Source organism: Devosia sp. (assembly GCF_040509215.1).
Lineage (GTDB): Bacteria > Pseudomonadota > Alphaproteobacteria > Rhizobiales > Devosiaceae > Devosia.
In genome coordinates, this window is the sequence record NZ_JBEVLL010000293.1 from 1 (window position 1) to 17,143 (window position 17,143).

16 protein-coding genes and 2 tRNA genes are annotated in these 17,143 nt (G+C 60.0%); 9 read left to right on the plus strand and 9 right to left on the minus strand.

The window, feature by feature from the left end; all coding sequences use genetic code 11:
- The first annotated feature begins 33 nt into the window (after positions 1-33).
- Complete coding sequence (locus ABW043_RS16280; RefSeq protein ID WP_353922247.1) at positions 34-252, plus strand: substrate-binding domain-containing protein; 219 nt, start codon at positions 34-36, stop codon at positions 250-252.
- Between the two features lie 165 nt (positions 253-417).
- On the opposite strand, the gene ABW043_RS16285 is transcribed toward ABW043_RS16280, so the two are convergent.
- Positions 418-1,317 (minus strand): LysR family transcriptional regulator, encoded by a 900-nt coding sequence (locus tag ABW043_RS16285; protein WP_353922248.1) that lies wholly within the window; start codon positions 1,315-1,317, stop codon positions 418-420.
- Positions 1,318-1,433: 116 nt separating this feature from the next.
- Here ABW043_RS16285 and ABW043_RS16290 point away from each other — a divergent pair, with 116 nt between their 5' ends.
- A complete protein-coding gene (locus tag ABW043_RS16290) occupies positions 1,434-2,342 on the plus strand; it encodes an alpha/beta hydrolase (protein ID WP_353922249.1) in 909 nt (302 codons plus the stop codon).
- A gap of 140 nt (positions 2,343-2,482) precedes the next feature.
- Positions 2,483-3,115, plus strand: a complete 633-nt coding sequence (locus ABW043_RS16295) for an Lcl C-terminal domain-containing protein (RefSeq protein WP_353922250.1) — start codon at positions 2,483-2,485, stop codon at positions 3,113-3,115.
- A 322-nt stretch (positions 3,116-3,437) separates the two neighbouring features.
- Here the strand turns inward: ABW043_RS16295 and yghU are convergent, their stop codons facing one another.
- The 3 genes from yghU to ABW043_RS16310 are packed head-to-tail and all read right to left on the minus strand — an operon-like array spanning position 3,438 to position 7,095.
- The gene (yghU, locus tag ABW043_RS16300; protein WP_353922251.1) at positions 3,438-4,301 is read right to left on the minus strand and encodes a glutathione-dependent disulfide-bond oxidoreductase; all 864 of its coding nucleotides are present in this window, start codon (positions 4,299-4,301) and stop codon (positions 3,438-3,440) included.
- Between the two features lie 41 nt (positions 4,302-4,342).
- Positions 4,343-6,439: a 2Fe-2S iron-sulfur cluster-binding protein gene (locus ABW043_RS16305; protein ID WP_353922252.1), complete on the minus strand. Its 2,097-nt coding sequence runs from the start codon at positions 6,437-6,439 to the stop codon at positions 4,343-4,345.
- 41 nt (positions 6,440-6,480) lie between these two features.
- Positions 6,481-7,095 (minus strand): glutathione S-transferase family protein, encoded by a 615-nt coding sequence (locus ABW043_RS16310; RefSeq protein ID WP_353922253.1) that lies wholly within the window; start codon positions 7,093-7,095, stop codon positions 6,481-6,483.
- A 198-nt stretch (positions 7,096-7,293) separates the two neighbouring features.
- On the opposite strand from ABW043_RS16310, the gene ABW043_RS16315 reads away from it, so the two are divergent.
- Complete coding sequence (locus ABW043_RS16315; protein ID WP_353922254.1) at positions 7,294-8,196, plus strand: LysR family transcriptional regulator; 903 nt, start codon at positions 7,294-7,296, stop codon at positions 8,194-8,196.
- Positions 8,197-8,203: 7 nt separating this feature from the next.
- On the opposite strand, the gene ABW043_RS16320 is transcribed toward ABW043_RS16315, so the two are convergent.
- On the minus strand, positions 8,204-9,163 hold the full coding sequence (locus ABW043_RS16320; protein ID WP_353922255.1) for a LysR family transcriptional regulator: 960 nt from the start codon (positions 9,161-9,163) through the stop codon (positions 8,204-8,206).
- 123 nt (positions 9,164-9,286) lie between these two features.
- Here ABW043_RS16320 and ABW043_RS16325 point away from each other — a divergent pair, with 123 nt between their 5' ends.
- Both ABW043_RS16325 and ABW043_RS16330 read left to right on the plus strand, forming a co-directional pair.
- Positions 9,287-10,687, plus strand: a complete 1,401-nt coding sequence (locus ABW043_RS16325) for an MFS transporter (protein ID WP_353922256.1) — start codon at positions 9,287-9,289, stop codon at positions 10,685-10,687.
- Between the two features lie 62 nt (positions 10,688-10,749).
- Positions 10,750-11,856, plus strand: a complete 1,107-nt coding sequence (locus ABW043_RS16330; protein WP_353922257.1) for an NADH:flavin oxidoreductase — start codon at positions 10,750-10,752, stop codon at positions 11,854-11,856.
- Between the two features lie 292 nt (positions 11,857-12,148).
- Here the strand turns inward: ABW043_RS16330 and ABW043_RS16335 are convergent, their stop codons facing one another.
- From ABW043_RS16335 to ABW043_RS16345, 3 genes are all read right to left on the minus strand, one after another.
- The gene (locus ABW043_RS16335) at positions 12,149-12,541 is read right to left on the minus strand and encodes a hypothetical protein (RefSeq protein WP_353922258.1); all 393 of its coding nucleotides are present in this window, start codon (positions 12,539-12,541) and stop codon (positions 12,149-12,151) included.
- Positions 12,538-13,293 carry a 23S rRNA (guanosine(2251)-2'-O)-methyltransferase RlmB gene (gene rlmB / locus ABW043_RS16340; RefSeq protein ID WP_353922259.1) on the minus strand — a complete coding sequence of 252 codons (756 nt, stop codon included), beginning with the start codon at positions 13,291-13,293 and terminating at the stop codon, positions 12,538-12,540. The genes ABW043_RS16335 and rlmB overlap by 4 nt, the downstream gene beginning before the upstream one ends.
- Positions 13,294-13,356: 63 nt before the next feature.
- Positions 13,357-13,430, minus strand: a tRNA-Gly gene (locus tag ABW043_RS16345).
- A 201-nt stretch (positions 13,431-13,631) separates the two neighbouring features.
- On the opposite strand from ABW043_RS16345, the gene ABW043_RS16350 reads away from it, so the two are divergent.
- Positions 13,632-13,716: transfer RNA gene (locus ABW043_RS16350), tRNA-Tyr, on the plus strand.
- A gap of 172 nt (positions 13,717-13,888) precedes the next feature.
- Positions 13,889-14,557: an outer membrane protein gene (locus ABW043_RS16355; RefSeq protein ID WP_353922260.1), complete on the plus strand. Its 669-nt coding sequence runs from the start codon at positions 13,889-13,891 to the stop codon at positions 14,555-14,557.
- 45 nt (positions 14,558-14,602) lie between these two features.
- Here the strand turns inward: ABW043_RS16355 and ABW043_RS16360 are convergent, their stop codons facing one another.
- Positions 14,603-16,054: a xylulokinase gene (locus ABW043_RS16360; RefSeq protein WP_353922261.1), complete on the minus strand. Its 1,452-nt coding sequence runs from the start codon at positions 16,052-16,054 to the stop codon at positions 14,603-14,605.
- Between the two features lie 117 nt (positions 16,055-16,171).
- Between ABW043_RS16360 and ABW043_RS16365 the strand changes: the two genes are divergently transcribed.
- Complete coding sequence (locus ABW043_RS16365) at positions 16,172-17,104, plus strand: substrate-binding domain-containing protein (protein ID WP_353922262.1); 933 nt, start codon at positions 16,172-16,174, stop codon at positions 17,102-17,104.
- Positions 17,105-17,143: the final 39 nt, after the last annotated feature.

Below are 17,143 nucleotides of genomic sequence, written 5' to 3' on the forward strand. Positions count from 1 at the left end.
ATTCCAGGGCGTCGCTAATAGCGGCGCCCTGGCTTGCGTGTGCCACAGGACGTTGCGCTGATCGGGTATGATGATACTGCCTACAGCGCCGCACCTCAGAACGCCGTGACCAGCGTCGATCAATCCGGTGAGCTATTGGGCGTCCAGGCAACCCGCTTTCTGCTTGAGCGGATCAACGGGCGTAGTGAGCCCAAGCATTTTGTCGTAACCCCACGAATCGTCCAACGCGACAGCTCACGCCGACGAGTTTAGCTCTGGTGGGCAGCGTAGGTGGGGAAGCATGGTTGAGGCTGACCGACCGTTGCGACCTGTATACAACCGCGTGAGCCCTGCAGACGACGGTCAGTCATCGACCCCATTTTGGTCGTCCAATCATCGAGTCGGAATTCCTAAAAGCGGACCTTAAATATAACGAGATCAGTCGCTCGGCCGCCATTCCCGGACTGAGGCCACAAAGTGCCTTAGCCCCTGTGGCAGATGGCGGTTTGCGGGGTAGTAAAGACTATAGCCATCGATCACGGTTCCCCAATCCGTCATAAAGCGCACAAGGCGCCCGGCTGAAACGTGATCCTGGATAAGGTGCTCGGCCACCCAGGCAATTCCTAGCCCAGCTATGGCGGCATCTATTCCAAGCTCCATTTTGCTAACGGTCACGGGCCCCTTCACATCGACGTTGTGAGACCGGCCTGACCTCTCCAATTCCCAGCGATAGAGGGTGCCGCTTTCGAAGCGTAGCCGGATGCAGTCATGGGCAAGAAGGTCATTTGGACTTCCTGGAATGCCTTTGCCCGCCAGGTATGCAGGAGACGCCACAGCGCAGGTTCTCATTTTCGGACCAAACCGTACCGCCACCATATCTTTCTGCACGCCATCCAGAAGTCGAACACCAGCGTCGAAACCATCGGCCACGATATCGACCATGCGGTTCTCGGCGATGATCTCGATTTCGATGCCTGGATACGTTGTCCTGAATTTGGGAACGACACTTCGTATCAGCATTCTGGCCGCATCGTCGGGGGCCGAAATTCTTACTGTGCCAGATAGGCGCTCCCCCACGCTGGTGATTTCCAAAACCGCCTCGTCGAGATCTGCGATGGCCGGTCGAACCCGTGCGATCAGTTTTTCTCCCGCATCAGTCAGTGAGACGGATCGCGTTGTCCGGGTAAGCAGTCGAACGGCCAAGCGCTCTTCCAGAGCGCGCATCGCGTGGCTCAACGCCGATGGGGTTACGCCCAAAACCCGTGCTGCGCCTCGAAAACTGCGGTGTTCAGCAATGGTGATGAAAGCTCTGAGTTCCGCGGAATCGACATGGGTCATAAGTGAGAGCGTCTCAACAGGTTGTGCATAATCGGCCTGATTGTTGAATACTGATAACCTATCTAAATCTCCGCGTGAAGGTCGGGACACGTTCCAACCCAATCACCGGAGATCCCATGCACACCGTAATGAAAGCTGACGTCTCGTTTCTCAGCAACAATATCAAAATTGCCGCCACCCTCTTTCGCCCTGATGATTTTTCAGGTCGTCTTCCTGGCATCGTCGTGACGCATCCTGCCGGCGGGGTCAAAGAACAAACGGCATCGCTTTATGCCGAAAAGCTGGCCCGGATCGGCTATGCCGCCCTGGTTTTTGATGCCGCCTACCAGGGCGAAAGCGAAGGCCTTCCGCGCTCACTCGAAGACCCTTTCCAGCGTGCGGAAGATGTCCGCAGCGCGGTGACCTATCTGTCCACCCGCAGCGACGTGGATGCAGAGCGCATCGGTGCCCTCGGCATTTGCGCTGCAGGTAGCTATGTCCCCTTTGCCGCTCAGACGGATCGCCGTATCAAGGCCGTAGCCACTGTGAGCGCCATCGATCTCATGGGCTCGATCTTCGAAGACGACAATGTGCGCCATGCCATGCTCGACCAGGCCGGCCCGCTGCGCAACCTGGAAGCCCGCGGCGAGGGTGCGTTCATGATGAACCACACCCCTTCCACCAAGGCGGAAGCAGATGCAATGCCGCCCCGCAGCCTGTTTTCGGAAGCTTATGACTATTATCGCACGCCGCGGGGCGCACATCCCCGTTCGACCCAATGGGGTGTTATGCGGATGGACGTTGCAGCCCAGTTCCACGCCTTTGCGCACAATGACTGGATTTCGCCGCGTCCCCTTCTGATGATCGCCGGCACCGATGCCGATACTCTGGTTTTCAGTGAGCAGGGAATTGCTCACGCTCAGGAGCCGAAAGAGCTGTTCCTGATCGAAGGCGCAACCCACGTCGATCTCTACGACAAGGACGAGTTTGTCCCCCAGGTTGTCGAAAAGCTGCACGCCTTTTTCGAAGCATCCCTGGCTAAATGACACCATGAATATGAGGCCGCTTCGCTCAGGGCGGCCTCTTCGAATCCAGCAAATTAATCTTGTCACCAGCCGGACCGCCTTTTTGCGGATCGCCCGAACGATGGAGCACGGCCGTGCCGAAACTTCGTGTGAAGACAATCATGAACAGTGCCGCGTTCTGCGCCGTTGTCATTCTGGCGGTTACCGCTTGGCCAATGAACGGGGAGACCTTCGCTATGCTGGCAACGGAAAATGCCAACTCTGCGGCAGCTGTAGCCGAGCCTGTCGACCTCGGGCTGAGTGTACGGTGGGCCGATTTTAACCTCGGCGCCGTACGACCCGAGGAGTATGGCGGGCTGTACGGTTGGGGCGACCCGACCGGACGAAAGCGCTCGACGGAGAACAGTGATTATCCGTCGGAGGTCCCCCAGCGGGAAATCAGCGGCACCGAGTATGACATTGCCCATGTCAAATGGGGATCGGGTTGGCGCTTGCCGACGCGGGCCGAACAACAGGAATTGGTCGATAAGGCAGTCTGGAGAAAGACTGAGCTCCATGGCGTTGCCGGTTATTCGGTCACGGGACCGAGCGGTAACAGCATCTTTCTGCCCGCCGTGGGTGGTCGTGTTGGAGACAGGGTGTCCTACCAGGTGGACGGTGCTGACTATTGGAGTGGCACGCTCTCTGAGGACCCCGACAAGGCCTACTATCTGTATTATTATATCGGCGAAGATCCGACCGTCGGCACGCTGCCGCGGCACTATGGTTTTGCCGTTCGAGCAGTTATCGAATGAGCCGGGGGTGAATGAACCACGGAGTGTAGATCCCGCGTACAATTTCGGCACTTCAGAACAGCCTTCCCCATTCCGCCACCAATCCTCCGACGCCATGAGGGTCGGCGGATTGGTGCTGATAGCCCATGACCGAGGACTAAAGCCTTGAATACCCAGACGCCGGGTGACCGAGCTTGGTCTCCAATAGCGAGCGGTGCGTATTCCACCCCCCCTTTAGCCTCGAAAAGGGCAGACCTCTGGCCAGTCGCGACCTAGAGCATAGCCCTGTGTGCATGCGCCCGAAGCAGGCGACAATTTTCTTCGCCGGAGTTGGAGTCCAAAATCAAGGATTTAGAAAATCCGCAACATCATGGCGCTCACGGATAAAACTTCCTGGCGCCCCGGATGTCCGGTTAACGATCCGACCCCGGGCAACGGCCGGACGTTCTGAAATGGAATGATACCAGCGCAATAGGTGAGGGTATGCCTCAATGCCGAGGAACTCAGCCACCTGATAAACGCCGTAGAGGCTTCCAGGATACCATGGCCAGATAGCCATATCCGCGATGGTGTACTGATCGCCGGCAACGAACTCGTTTTCGGCCAAATGCGTGTTAAGTACGTGCAACTGCCGCTTCGCCTCCATGGCGTAGCGATCGATGGCATATTCGATCTTGATCGGAGCGTAAGCGTAGAAATGTCCAAGCCCCCCTCCGAGGAAGGGAGCCGAGCCCATCTGCCACATCAGCCAATTGAAGGTTGTGGTGCGGGCGCCGAGTTCTGTCGGCAGGAACCGGCTGAATTTCTCAGCGAGATAGACAAGGATGGACCCACTTTCAAAAACAGACGTCACCTGATCGGTTGAGCGATCGACAAGAGCGGGTATTTTCGAATTCGGGTTGATCCCGACAAAGCCGCTGCCGAACTGATCGCCTTTAAAAATATCGATGAGCCAGGCGTCATACTCGGCGTCAGCGTGCCCAGCTTCGAGCAGTTCCTCGAGCATGATGGTGACTTTCTGCCCGTTGGGAGTACCCTGGGAATAGAGCTGCAGCGGGTGTCTGCCAACTGGCAATTCCTGCTCGAAGCGGGCGCCTGATACCGGCCGATTGATACTGCCGAATTGACCACCATAGGCATTTTTCTCTGTCCAGATTTTTTCCGGCACGTACCCGGCAGGCAGGTTCTTCTTGGCGCCGTCACTCATGGTGTTTCCTTTCGTTGTCGAAATTGGAGGCGACGTCGCGCTCAGAGATCGAGCGTGACGCCTTCGCGATCGAGCGAGGCTTCCAGGTGCGGACCGGGATGGGGGTGGGCGATACAGATCAGCGCATAGCCGGATTCGACCTCGTGACCCGGAGCCTCCAGATAGTCGACGCGGCCGGCCATCACCCTGGTGGCGCAGGTCCCACAAATGCCAGCTCGGCAGCTTGATAGAGGCGCCACGCCCTCTTGCTCGGCAAGATCGAGGAGTGAACCTTGGCCTGGTCGCCAGCGCGCCGTTTTGCCGGACTTCGCTAAGGAAACGACAACCGCTTCCTCACCGTCATCGACGGCCGCCTTTTCCTTGGGCTTGCGTTGAATTGAGGCGGGACCAAATCCTTCGACATGGATGCGCGCATCTCTAACGCCCATCCCGATGAGCCCGTCGTAAATTCCCTGCATAAGGGGGCCGGGGCCACAGAGGAAAAATTCATAGTCGTCGAAGGGGAGGAGGCCCTTGAGCAGGGTGAGGTCAAGCGCTCCTTCGCTTTGATGGGTCAGGCCCAGTCGATCGGCGGGCAGGGGCCGGCTGTATCGAGTATGGGCCTTCAGCTCGTGGTGCCGGCTTACTTTTTCTCGAAGGTACGGACCAAAGGCTTGGGCTTGCGAATTGCGCGCGCCATGAATGAACCATATCGGCGCGTGGTGTCGCGTACGGCCATCGTTGACGAGAAGGTCGTCGAGCATGGCAATGAAAGGCGTGATGCCAATCCCCGCGGAGATCATGACCACTGGCCGCTGCGGATCGGCCGCAAATGTGAAGTCGCCTCTCGGGCTCATAACCTCAATAACATCGCCAACCTTGGCAGTGTCGTTGAGCCAGTCCGATGCGCCACCCTTGCCTTCGCGTTTCACGCTGATGCGATACATCGATGCCCCCGGCGCCGCCGACAGCGTGTAGGTGCGTAAAACGGCTTTTTCCCATCCCGGGATGTTCATCCGTAGGGGGAGAAATTGTCCTGCGGAATAATTGGCGAGACCACGACCATCGGCAGGCTCGAGATAGAACGAGCGGATCGCCTCACTCTCCCTTTCGATCCTGGCGATGCGAAAAGGTCGCCACTCATGACGATCACGGTCGGCATCGAGCGTCCGAGCAACCTCATCCCAGCTCCCGGTGCGTTCGAGCAGGGGAGAGTCTTCCGGTGGGGAGAAGCGCGCCGGAAGGCTCGCCTCAACGCGGATAACCTTTTCGATATGATAGCGGACAAGTCGTTGCGCGCCGAAGAAGGCCTGAAGTTCTGGCCCTTCCCAGATCACTTCTGCACGCGCTGCAACGTAGAGGATGTCGCCGGTTTCGAAATCGAGGAACAAAAGACCAGCGCGATTGTCGAATTGCCAGTTGCCCAAAGTGTTGAAGATGAAATTGCCGACGAAGTCGGGAGCTGTGAGGGTGCCCTCATTGTCGACCCTCACAAAGCCGGGCCGACCGCCGCGGTGTGAAACGTCGGCGCCTTTGTTGATGCCATCGGCTTCTCGAGGATCAACCGACGCGACGAAATAGGTATCGGCGTTCTGAATGATTCTGGTTGCCCGCATGTCCAGCCGGTCGGCCTTGTGCACAGGTCTTGGCTTGATGGACATCGGGTCGCGCACAAAGTCGATTTCGCGGCCCTGGATGTATTGGGGGCAGATTCCCAGTGTTTGCCGTATGGCGATAGAAAAGCCATTGTCGGCCACATCGGCGATCGAGCCGAACATGCGGTTGCGCCTGCGCGTGTGTAACTGCGCCCCCAGCAGCGCGATCTCGGCACCTGGCCTAATCGCGTTGCCGAGCGGATCTCCGTAAAGAGCCTTAGCGTGGACCGAAACGCTGATGTCACTGGTCGGAGTGACAAAGCCAGGCTCACCGAACAGCACAGAAGCCCAAGGTTGCCCTTCATCATCCACCGAGCCCACAAAGACATAAGGCAGCATGGGAAAGAACGCTTTGTGCTGCTCGGTGAGATACCGACGCGCTGCCCGGCGGCCAAGCGCGTCGATCTTGTCACGGACACCCACACGCTCCTGGATGGCCAGCTCACCCTCGTGAAAGGGCGACTGCTCAAGATCCCAACCCGGTGCAAACGGGGTTTGTGACATTTCTCAATCTCGATTGGTGCGTGTGAGGATCCGGCGGAGGATCAGGCGGCGCGCAGGCCGACAGCATTCTTCTCGAAGGCGACGAAGCCGGGCAGGGCCTCAACGCGGCTTAGCCAGGCGTTGATGTGCGAATAGCCGGACACGTCGACAAAGCCTTCCGGCGCCGCGGCGATGTAGCTGTAGAGCGCGACGTCAGCGATGGTTGGAAGATTGGAAGCGATCCAGAACCGGCCATGCAGCTCCGCGTCGATGAGCTTGAGAATGTCGTGCGAGCGCTTGATCACCTCGTCGGCATCATATTCGGCGCCGAACAGGGTTATGAGCCTTGCGGCGGCAGGGCCGTAGGCGATCTGGCCGGCTGCAACGGAGAGCCAACGCTGCACCTTGGCGGCAGCGATGGGATCTTCTGGCAACCAGTCAGTGCGACCGAATTTCTTGGCCAGATAAACCAGGATCGCGACGGAATCCGCGACAATTACGCCATTGTCCTCGAGCACCGGCAATTGGCCGAAGCTGTTGAGCTTGAGAAAATCCGGCGCCTTCTGTTCATCCTTGCCCACATCGACTGTCACGATCTCGAAGGGCATGTCGATCAAAGAGAGGAAAAGGCGGGCACGGTGAGAATGGCCCGACAGAGGGTAATAGTAGAGCTTCATAGAGCGTCTCCGGCACAGAGTTCAGGCAGCGCAATCGCTGCGATCTCCGCAACTTGGCCGAATGAGGCGGATGCTAGAATGCCGAAAGGACGAAAGAGACTATTTCGGATTTCAGAATAATTTTTGATTTCGCTTGGAGAGAATTCGCCATTAATTCACTGAAAAGAATAGTGTCACGACACGTAGACAGGGGTTTCCATGGACCGTTTTCAAGCCATGACCGTGTTCGCCAAGGTTGCCGAAGCGGGAGGCTTCTCCGGTGCAGCGCGTCAGCTCAATATGAGCCCGCCATCGGTGACGCGGGTTGTCGCCGCCCTCGAAGCGGCGCTGGGGACACGCCTCCTGCACCGGACAACCCGATCTCTTAAGCTGACGGAGACCGGCGCGCGATATCTGGAGGACTGCCGGCGTATTCTGGCCGAGTTGCAGCAGGCCGATGCCGCGGCATCCGGATCCTATCTGGCACCGGTCGGCTCTCTCACCATTTCCGCGCCTGTTCTATTCGGCCGAATGCACGTGATGCCGATCCTGACTGCGTTTCTGGAGCGACATCCCAAGGTCGTCGGGCGCGCGCTCTTTGTCGACCGCATGACCAATCTCGTTGAAGAGGGTATCGACGTCGCAATCCGAATTGGACATCTGGCTGACGCCAGCTATCCGGCGACCCGGGTTGGCTCCATGCGACAGGTTATCTGTGGTACTCCGACGTATCTCCGACAGCACGGAATTCTCCGCGACCCCACTGATCTCACCAAGCACCGTCTGATCGGCACTACGGCGGCCTGGTCGGCACTGGAATGGCGTCTCGGCCAGAAGGGGGAGCTCCCAATCCGGGTCGAACCCACGCTCTTCAGCAATACCAACGATGCGGCCATTGCTGCGGCGCTTTCGGGATTTGGCCTTACACGCGTGCCGTTCTACCAGGTGGCCGCCGATATCGGTTCGGGGGCTTTATTGACGGTGCTCGACGAATATGAAGCTGAGCCCTTGCCTATCCATGTGGTCCATGCCGAAAGGCAACATGCGCCGGCTAAAGTCCGCCAATTTGTAGATCTAGCTGTCGCGCGCCTTCGCGCGGACAAGTCTATAGGCGGTTCATGATCGCCAATCAGGCGGCCCGAGCCACCTCGCATTGGCAGCCTGCATCGAGAAGCACGCGTTCAGCCACCTGTGTCAGAAGCTGGCGAAACCACATCGAGCGGCCGTCGGCCTGATCGACCCGGCGATAGAGCAGGCTGACTGGATCTCGCGGCAGCGGCAACGGAGGGTTCACGACGGTCAGGTTGTGCAACCTCGCCATGCAACGTCCGATCGTCTCTGGAACCGTCGCAATTGACGGCATGGTGCTGAGCGCGGTCGGCAAGCCAGAGAACCTCTGCACCGTCGCCACGACATTGCGAGTGCGTCCCGTTTGGCTCAGAGCCCGATCAATAGCATTTTCGGTCGATCCCACGATGGAAACGGCGAGGTGGGGCAGGGCGACGAAGTCATCGAGCCCCATGGTGCCGCAGTTGCGGACCTGGCCCGGATCATAAATGCTCACCATGGCCTGCTCAAACAGGGGAGCTTTCACGTGCCAGGAGGCCGGCTCGCCGTGGACTGAAATGGACAGATCGAAGGCGCACTCGTCCAGCATCTGGGGCGCCGGGCTCTTGTCCGACGCCACACTGACTAATCTGGCCCGAGGCGCCAATTGCTGCAGCCTAGCAGCTAGAGGGCCAAAGAAGGCGCTCTCGAGATTATCGCACATGCTGACGCGGAACTCACCCTGCCACGTGGATGGGTCAAATGCCGTGGGTGGCTTGATCGCCTGCTCAATCGTTGCCAGGGCGGCCTCGATCGCTGGGGCGATCGCCAATGCCCTTGCTGTTGGTTGCAGGCCCCTTCCCACCCTCACGAACAATTTGTCGCCGAGGGTCTCGCGCAGGCGTTTGAGCGCCGCGGATAAACCGGGCTGGCCAACCAGCAGCCGTTCGGCGGCCCGGCTGACATTGCGTTCCTGCATCAGAACCGTGAAGCTCAGCAGCAGGTTGAGATCGATATTGCGAAGAACAGCATCATTTATCATTGCTAGCGATAGGTGGCATGCCTACTATCGATTTGCAATATAGCTGCTCTGTGTACAGTTTCCTGTCCTCACCGCCACCGCGCTCATTCCATGCGCAGTGGCATTAAGAAGGACACGAACTCCATGACCACCACAAAAATAAGGGGCATGGCGGGGGTGGCATTGTTGCTCCTCTGCATGGCCCAATTCCTCGACTCTATCGACGTCTCGACCATCGCGGTTGCCTTGCCGGCCATCCAGGCCGAACTCGGAATACCCGCAACGACCCTGCAGTGGGCCGTCAGCGCCTACGTTCTCGGCTATGGCGGCTTTTTGCTGCTCGGTGGTCGCTTCGCAGACATTTTTGGACATCGCCGCACCTTCCTCGCGGGTCTGCTGGTCTTCGCTGTTGCCAGCATCGCCGGCGGCTTTGTTGACAGCGGTCCAACCCTGATTGCAGCTCGCCTTGCCAAGGGCGTATCGGCTGCTTTCACGGCACCCGCAGCCTTGGCTCTGCTGCTGTCCGTGTTTGGAGAAGGACCTTCGCGTGGTCGAGCCCTGGGTATTTTCTCGTCAACGGCTGCCGCCGGCTATACGCTCGGCATGGTCTTCGGCGGTGTCGCGACCATCTTCACCTGGCGTGCGACACTCGTGATGGGAGCGCCTTTCGCCATCATCACGCTGCTTCTGGCTCCATTCATCCTTCCCGCGGACAAGCCCCGCAAAGGCCCGCGGCAGAGCTTTGACTGGGGTGGTGCGATCACCATCACGCCTGCGCTTCTCCTGCTCGTGTTCGGTGTTACCAATGCCGCAGACGAGGGATGGGATGCCATCACAACGTGGGGCTCTCTGCTGGCGTCGGCCGCGCTCCTCGTGCTGTTTCTTGTCATCGAAGCACGTCACCCCGTACCCATGGTCCCGCTCGAGATTTTCAAGCGCACCAAGCTCACCCACGCCAACATCGTCGCCGGGCTATTCCATGGTGTCTATGTTGGATTCCAGTTCGTTGCGACGCTCTACTTCCAGAACGTACTCGGATGGTCGGCTTTGGCTACTGGCATGGTCTTCGTCTTCTGTGGCGTGGCGGTGATGTTCCTCGCGCCTCGTTTTGCCGTCATGGCGCAGACCCGCAGCACCGGCCTTATGATCGTGGGCACTGGATTGATGGCGCTCGGCTACGTCGTCTGGCTCTTCGGTCTGGGCCATATGGACACCATGTTGCTCATTGTGCTCTCGCAGGTGCCGATCGGGCTCGGCTATGCCATCTCCTACCCATCGGTTCAGGTAGCGGCTCTTGATGGTATCGAAGCCGATGAGTCAGGACTGGCGTCCGGCCTGCTCTTCTCTGCCTTCCAGATTTTTGGTGGCGTGATCCTTGCCTTCGCGGCTTCTGTTTTTGCCGCAGCGCCGGGCTTCGGCTGGGACACCTATGTTGCGGGGTCTGCCTTTATCACCGTTCTCGGTATCGCGACGCTCCTGATCGCCAGTGCCGGTCCCAGGTCCATAAGGCGCGCCGCGGCCTCAGTCCGCCAGCCGGCCGAATAAATGCGCATGGAGTGGCGACGGATCGCCACTCCAACCATTCCAGACATCAGTGGAGATTTCACATGTCCGTCGCGGACTTGTTCAAACCCCTTACCCTTTTGCACGGCCCTGCAATGCCCAATCGCTTCATGCTGGCGCCACTGACTAATCAACAAAGCGATCACGACGGTTCGCCATCCCAATTCGACCAAGACTGGATCATGCAGGTGTCCCAGGGTGGTTACGGCCTGGTGCAATCCGGAGCCGCCTACGTCGAGCCCGGCGGCATCGCCTATGGGAGACAACTCGGCATCCATAGTGACAGACATCTCGCCGGGCTCGCCCGAATGGCGACGGCCCTTCGTGACGGAGGGGCGCTTTCAGCGGTTCAACTGCATCATGCGGGACATCGAGCTGCGCCCGAACTGGGAGGTATCCCGGCGCCGGCATCAGGTTTGACGCTGCCCGGGATCAGGGCCCTGACCACCGCTGAAATTGAGAGAATTCGCGACAGCTTCATCGCCGCAGCGAGAAGGGCGGAATTGGCTGGCTTCGACGGTGTAGCGCTCCACGGCGCCTTCGGGTGGGTGCTCTCTGAATTCATGTCGCCAATGCTCAATGATCGGGCCGACAAGTATGGGGGAGCAGTGGAGAATAGGGCCCGCCTGACTACAGAGGTCATAGAGGGTATCAGGCGGGTCTGTGGGCCGGACTTCCAGGTTGGATGGCGCCTCTCCATCGAGCGGTACGGCCTGCGTCTTGAAGAGTTACGCGACATCACCGCCGACATCCTTGATCGCGAACTAATCGACTACCTCGACCTCGCGCTCTGGGACTCGCGCCAGATCGTTAAAGAGGGCGGTTTGCAGGGGCAAACCATGCTCAGTGTATTCACTGAACTCCCAAGGAAGGGCGTGCGCGTTGGGGCGGCAGGCAAGATCATGAGTGCCCAACGCGCAGCTCAACTCCTGGACGAGGGATGTGACTTCGTTCTGATCGGTCGAGCAGGCATCCTCCAGCGTGACTTCCCGCTCCGGGTGAAAGCCGATCCTTGTTACGACAGCCCTCAAGTGCCGGTGTCGGCCCAACATCTAAGAGATGGCGGCCTCAGCGAGCGGTTCATCAACCACATGCGGCGCTGGCCGAACTTTGTCGTGCCGGGTCTCGGTGATCGATCGCTGAGGGCCTGACGTCGGCTTTTGCGAGCGCAGCGGCAAAAGCCGACGGTCCGCTACCCACCCCGATGCCGCCAGCACTTGGCCACCCCATTTGAGCCATGGACTCCGACCTCGGGCTCAGTGCGGCAAGTGTTTACGACCGAAACGTGCTCGGTCGCCGTCATTGGGATTGCCCTTAGGCTTGGAAAGACCGATATCGCACCGCTCAAATTCGCGATCGTCAATTTTTCATCGCGCGCAGGTGTTTGGCGCAATCTGGAGCGTCGAAACTGGAAAATTCGATCGGCTCGCTACAGCCAGACGATCAGTACTCGTCATCGTCTTCGACATCGGTCAGATAGACCGAAAACTCGATATCGATCCCGTGCTTGGCAATTGCCGCTGCCGCGTGGGCGGGGAGGCGGGCCGACATGGCTTCGCCTTCCTGCGGATAGTCAAAAGCAAGATCGAGCACAGCGCGACCCAGTCGACGATCGGCCAGCATCGCCTCGATGACAGGTCCGGTTCGATCAGCCAGTTCCAGAAGCGAGCGGATGGCATTCTCGACCGGCACATCGACCTGGCCATAGAAGCTGCCCTCGGCATCTTCTGGCTCGTACCGCACGAGAAGCTGTTTGAGCGCCTTTTCGGCCTCCGTCTGAGGCAGCGTGAGGCCAGACAGCCTCAAGGCAATACCGAAGGGCTCAAACGTGCTCATCCCTGTCTCCCCGCCGTGGCGGCGAACAAGGCAATAGCGGCAGCGTTGGATACGTTGAGCGACTTGATCGGACCCGGCATGTCGAGCCGCACCATTTCGTCGCAGAGTTCGCGCGTACGCTGACGCAGACCCTTGCCTTCGGCGCCAAGCACAACGGCCAATGGTCGGTCGTCCGTGCGTGGACGCAGCGGGGCAGGGGCGTCGGAGTCAAAGCCCAGCACAATCAGGCCGCGCTCCTTGAGCGTTTCGAGTGCGCTGGCGAGGTTGGTCACTTCAATCATCGGAACGAGATCGAGCGCACCCGAGGCCGCCTTTGCCATCACGCCGGTTTCCTGCGGCGAGTGACGCGCAGTGGTGATCACGGCATCGGCGCCGAAAGCGCAGGCCGTACGCAGGATCGCACCCACATTATGCGGATCGGTCAACTGGTCGAGGACAACCACCAGCTTGAGCTGCTGGATATCGTTGAGGCCAAACCGGCTCACCGGATCGACTTCCAGCGCCGCGCCCTGATGCACGGCATCGCCGCCGAGCAAGCGGTCAAGCTCCTTGGGCGTCGTCTCGCGCACCTTCACCTTGCCGATCTGGCCGATTTCGTTCAACCGGCTGAGGGCGTTAGGCGTTGCGAGGAGTTCTTTTTTGACGCGAAGGGGATTATCCAGCGCTGCCCGCACAGTGTGCAGGCCATACAGGTAAACCGGTCCGTCATTGGGATCGTATTTGGGCTTGGGCGGAAATTTGTTGCGGCTCATAGAAAGCGCCTAGCGCCTTTCCGCACGCCCCGCAAGCGCGGTGTCTGTCACGCGGGGGAATTCTGGAGCGGGTAACGGGAATCGAACCCGTGTATTCAGCTTGGAAGGCTGCTGCTCTACCATTGAGCTATACCCGCCCTTGCGAGGCTAAAGCCGAAATTGGCTTATCCCGAACCTCGCCAACAAGGCAAGTGGGGCTTGGGGATAGCTCCAGTTTTTTCATCTATCACAAGATTTCTGCACATGCTTGGCGGAAGGGTGTTGACACCTTTGCGACAGCCAACCATAAACCGCCCCGACGAAACGCCTAGCGCTTCGTTGTTCTCGCCCGAGAATGTGGAGGGGTGGGAGAGTGGTTAAATCCATCAGACTGTAAATCTGACCGCTTAGCGTACACTGGTTCGAATCCAGTCCCCTCCACCACCGGCCCTGAGAGGCCTCAACCTCCATCAAATCCTCCAGCGGTAGCACTGACCCACCTGTGGTCCGTGTCAGGCGTTTTGTCGGGCTGGCAATCTCGCCTGTGGATGTTGCGAGCAAGTCACAGCGAATCGTAAGTGCGCTGTTATCAATCCCGGTATTGGGAGATAACCATATGAGACTGCTTACTTCTTTTGTTCTTATTGCAGCGACCATGACCGGTAGCGCCCTCGCCGCCGATCTCGCTCCGCCATCCGCAGAAATTTATGTCGACGAGGCTGCCTTCGATTGGAGCGGGCTCTATATCGGTGGCCAGGTTGGCTACGGCTGGGGCAAGGGTGTCGTGAACATCCCGCTTTATGCGACCCCGGCGTCTGATGTGCAGGTGAATGGTCTGGCAGGCGGCGCCCATTTCGGCGTCAACGCGCAGTTCGATCAGTTTGTGCTGGGTGCCGAATTGGCCGTGAACCTTCTTGGGGCCCAGGGCAATGCCGCAAGCGGTGGCGCTGGCGGCGAGCAATACGTCATCAAGCAGAGCTGGGACGCCTCCCTTGTTGCCCGCGCCGGTTTCGCCGCTGATCGCGTTATGGTCTACGGTCTCGGCGGCGTTGCCGCCACGGCCCTCTCGACCAACTACACGCCATCTGCAGGTGCCGACTCCAACGCCACCGTCTGGGGCTGGACCGTTGGCGCTGGTGCCGAATACGCAATCACGGACTCCCTGAGCGCCGGTCTCGAATATCGCTACACGGACTATGCCGCCGGCAATTTCAGCCACACTGGCCCGTCGACCGCTGACCTGAGCGCCCACACCGTGAAGGCCAGGCTGTCGTTCCACTTCTAGTTTTTGGCTGGATATCGCGGTCGGCCGCTCCAACGGCCGGCCGACCTAGAAGAGCGCGTTGAACGGCTTTAGCGTTTCGTAGAGCGACTGGAACAGCTCAAACCGCTCGGCATAGAGCGCGGCCAGCCGCACATCCGGCTCAAACGTCCTCTCAAACCGCACCAGCTGCCGCACAGCCGGCGCAAGAGCCTCAAAGGCGCCGCTTCCCACACCTGCCAGAATCGCCGCGCCGAGTGGCGCTGCATCCGGCACCACGGTGCGTCGCAATTCCATTCCCAGCACGTCGGCGCGAATCTGGCACCAGACATCAGAGCGCGATCCGCCGCCACCAATGTTGGCGCTTTCAATTTTTCGCCCCGCCGAATTGCTCAGTGTCTCAAACGCCCAGCGCACGGAAAAGGCGACGCCCTCCATCACCGAGCGCGAAACCTGAGCCGGGCCCGCATTGGCATCGAGCCGCGCAAAGGTGCCGCGCGACGCGCTATCCCAGATAGGCGCCCGTTCGCCCGCCAGATGCGGCAGGAAGTAGGGCAGGTCGGCGCTCGGAACACAGTTGCCGGCCAGGTCTGAAAGCTCCTGTGGGTTGCGCCCCAGCAAGCTCGACAACCAGGCCAGCGCCGCCCCGCCCGATTGTGTCGGCGCGGCATGCATGCGCATGCCTTCATAAGGCGGAAACAGGATCACGCCCGGCGTCGGCACCACCTTGCTCGAAATGACGCCGGGGATTTCGCTGGTGCCGGACTGGTACATGGCATCGCCATCCTCGACCACGCCGCAGCCAAACATGCCGGCCCAGGCATCCATCGCCCCCACCGTCACCGGAAGCCCAGCAAACGGCAGCCCCGCCCGAACACGACCGGCAATGTGATGAAATGGAAAGAGCGGCGGCAATCGTTCGGCGCTGCCCGGCAAGAGATCGAGCAATTCGCCCACATAAGTGCCCGAGGCGTTCACCAGGCCCACCGACGCCACCGGATCGCTCGATACGGCGCCCGTCAGCTTGAGCGCCACAAAATCCTTTGGCAGCAGTACGTGCCGCGTCGCCGCCCAGTTCTCCGGCTCCGTCCGCGCCACAAAAGCCATGCGCGACAGGGCATGGCTGGCATCAATCGGCACCGGCCCGCCGAACCACGCTGTTTTCTGTTCTGCCGTCACCTGCGCATCGAGCTTTGCAGCATCGCCCGCCGCCCGAGTATCCTGCCAGGTGATCCCCGCCCGCAGGGCCTCGCCCCTGCCGTCGACAAAAACATGGGAATTGACCTGCGAGGTGAGGCCAATGCCCAAAACCCGCGCGGGATCGACGGCACCCGAAAACTGCCCCAGCGCGCCAAGCACGCCATCCATCCAGTCCTGCGGATCCTGCTCTGCCATGCCGGGAGTGAGCCGGGAAGTCGGGTGCGGGCGCGAAAAACTCGCCAGTTGCACGCCGTTCTGGTCGATCAGCGTTGCCTTTGTGGATGTCGTGCCGACATCGATCCCAATGAGGCAAAAATCCACGCCCGTTCTCCCCCAAATCCCGCTTGCTGTCCGGCAGGCGCCCCTTATAGTGCCTTGAAGCACAAGGAAAACAACCGCCAGCTGTCCCGCCGGCGGGGATAGCAGGAGGGCTCTTTCGTGTCGCTCAATAAATCTGCCCTGGCATTCGCCGGCATTCTTCTCGCAACCACTGCTCTGGGCACGGGCGCCGCGCTGGCTCAGGCCAAGGTCGCCATCGTTACCCCCTACATGGCCCAGCCGGGCACGCAGTTCTACGTGGAAGCCTTCGAGGCCGTCGCCGCCGAGAACGATTGGGACGTCAATGTCATCGACACGGCCGGCGACGTCGCCGCCGTCATCAGTCGCATTGAAGACCTCGTGGTCCAAAACGTCGATGCCATCGTCATCAATGTCGATCCGACCCAGGTTACCGCCGGCCTCCAGGCGGCCAAGGACGCCGGCATCCCGGTCTTCGGCATGGATGCCGGCGCAGACCCGCTCCTCGTCACCAACGTCACCTCCAATGGCTATGCCATGGCCGCCGAGACCTCGACGTACGTTGCCGATCGCATCAAGGGCGAAGGCAATGTGGTGATGTTCGTCTTCGAGGCTTTCCCGCCCGTTCAGGTTCGCGGCGTCATCGCCGATGCCGTCTTCGGCAATTATCCCGACATCAAGGTGCTCGACCGCGTGACGCCCGACGTCTCCGATGGCGGCATTGCCGATAGCCGCGCCAAGATGGAAGCCATCCTCGCTGCCAATCCCGAGCCCGGCAGCATCAAGGCTGTCTGGGCGGCCTGGGACCAGCCGGCCCTCGGCGCCCTGCAGGCCATTGAAGATGCCGGCCGGTCTGGCGAAGGCATCGTCATCACTGGCATCGACGCCAATCCCCAGGCCCGCGAAGCCATCGCCGCCGGCGGCAATTTCGAAGCCTCCGTCGCCCAAGACTTTGCCGGCATCGGCGCTACGACTGCCGAAGCCGTCGCCCGCGTCCTCGCCGGCGAAGAAATCCTCCAGTCGGTGACCTATGTGCCGACCAAGCTGGTGACCGCGGCGAACGCCGCGGAATAACTTGCCGACTTGTCAGAAAATCCAATAGGGAAGGGGCCA

What these genes read in the sequence shown, in the direction of transcription:
- ABW043_RS16285 (WP_353922248.1), bottom strand. Translation starts at nt 1,317, where the DNA reads ATGACCCATGTCGATTCCGCGGAACTCAGAGCTTTCATCACCATTGCT.
- ABW043_RS16290 (WP_353922249.1), top strand. Translation starts at nt 1,434, where the DNA reads ATGCACACCGTAATGAAAGCTGACGTCTCGTTTCTCAGCAACAATATC.
- ABW043_RS16295 (WP_353922250.1), top strand. Translation starts at nt 2,483, where the DNA reads ATGAACAGTGCCGCGTTCTGCGCCGTTGTCATTCTGGCGGTTACCGCT.
- yghU (WP_353922251.1), bottom strand. Translation starts at nt 4,301, where the DNA reads ATGAGTGACGGCGCCAAGAAGAACCTGCCTGCCGGGTACGTGCCGGAA.
- ABW043_RS16305 (WP_353922252.1), bottom strand. Translation starts at nt 6,439, where the DNA reads ATGTCACAAACCCCGTTTGCACCGGGTTGGGATCTTGAGCAGTCGCCC.
- ABW043_RS16310 (WP_353922253.1), bottom strand. Translation starts at nt 7,095, where the DNA reads ATGAAGCTCTACTATTACCCTCTGTCGGGCCATTCTCACCGTGCCCGC.
- ABW043_RS16315 (WP_353922254.1), top strand. Translation starts at nt 7,294, where the DNA reads ATGGACCGTTTTCAAGCCATGACCGTGTTCGCCAAGGTTGCCGAAGCG.
- ABW043_RS16320 (WP_353922255.1), bottom strand. Translation starts at nt 9,163, where the DNA reads ATGATAAATGATGCTGTTCTTCGCAATATCGATCTCAACCTGCTGCTG.
- ABW043_RS16325 (WP_353922256.1), top strand. Translation starts at nt 9,287, where the DNA reads ATGACCACCACAAAAATAAGGGGCATGGCGGGGGTGGCATTGTTGCTC.
- ABW043_RS16330 (WP_353922257.1), top strand. Translation starts at nt 10,750, where the DNA reads ATGTCCGTCGCGGACTTGTTCAAACCCCTTACCCTTTTGCACGGCCCT.
- ABW043_RS16335 (WP_353922258.1), bottom strand. Translation starts at nt 12,541, where the DNA reads ATGAGCACGTTTGAGCCCTTCGGTATTGCCTTGAGGCTGTCTGGCCTC.
- rlmB (WP_353922259.1), bottom strand. Translation starts at nt 13,293, where the DNA reads ATGAGCCGCAACAAATTTCCGCCCAAGCCCAAATACGATCCCAATGAC.
- ABW043_RS16355 (WP_353922260.1), top strand. Translation starts at nt 13,889, where the DNA reads ATGAGACTGCTTACTTCTTTTGTTCTTATTGCAGCGACCATGACCGGT.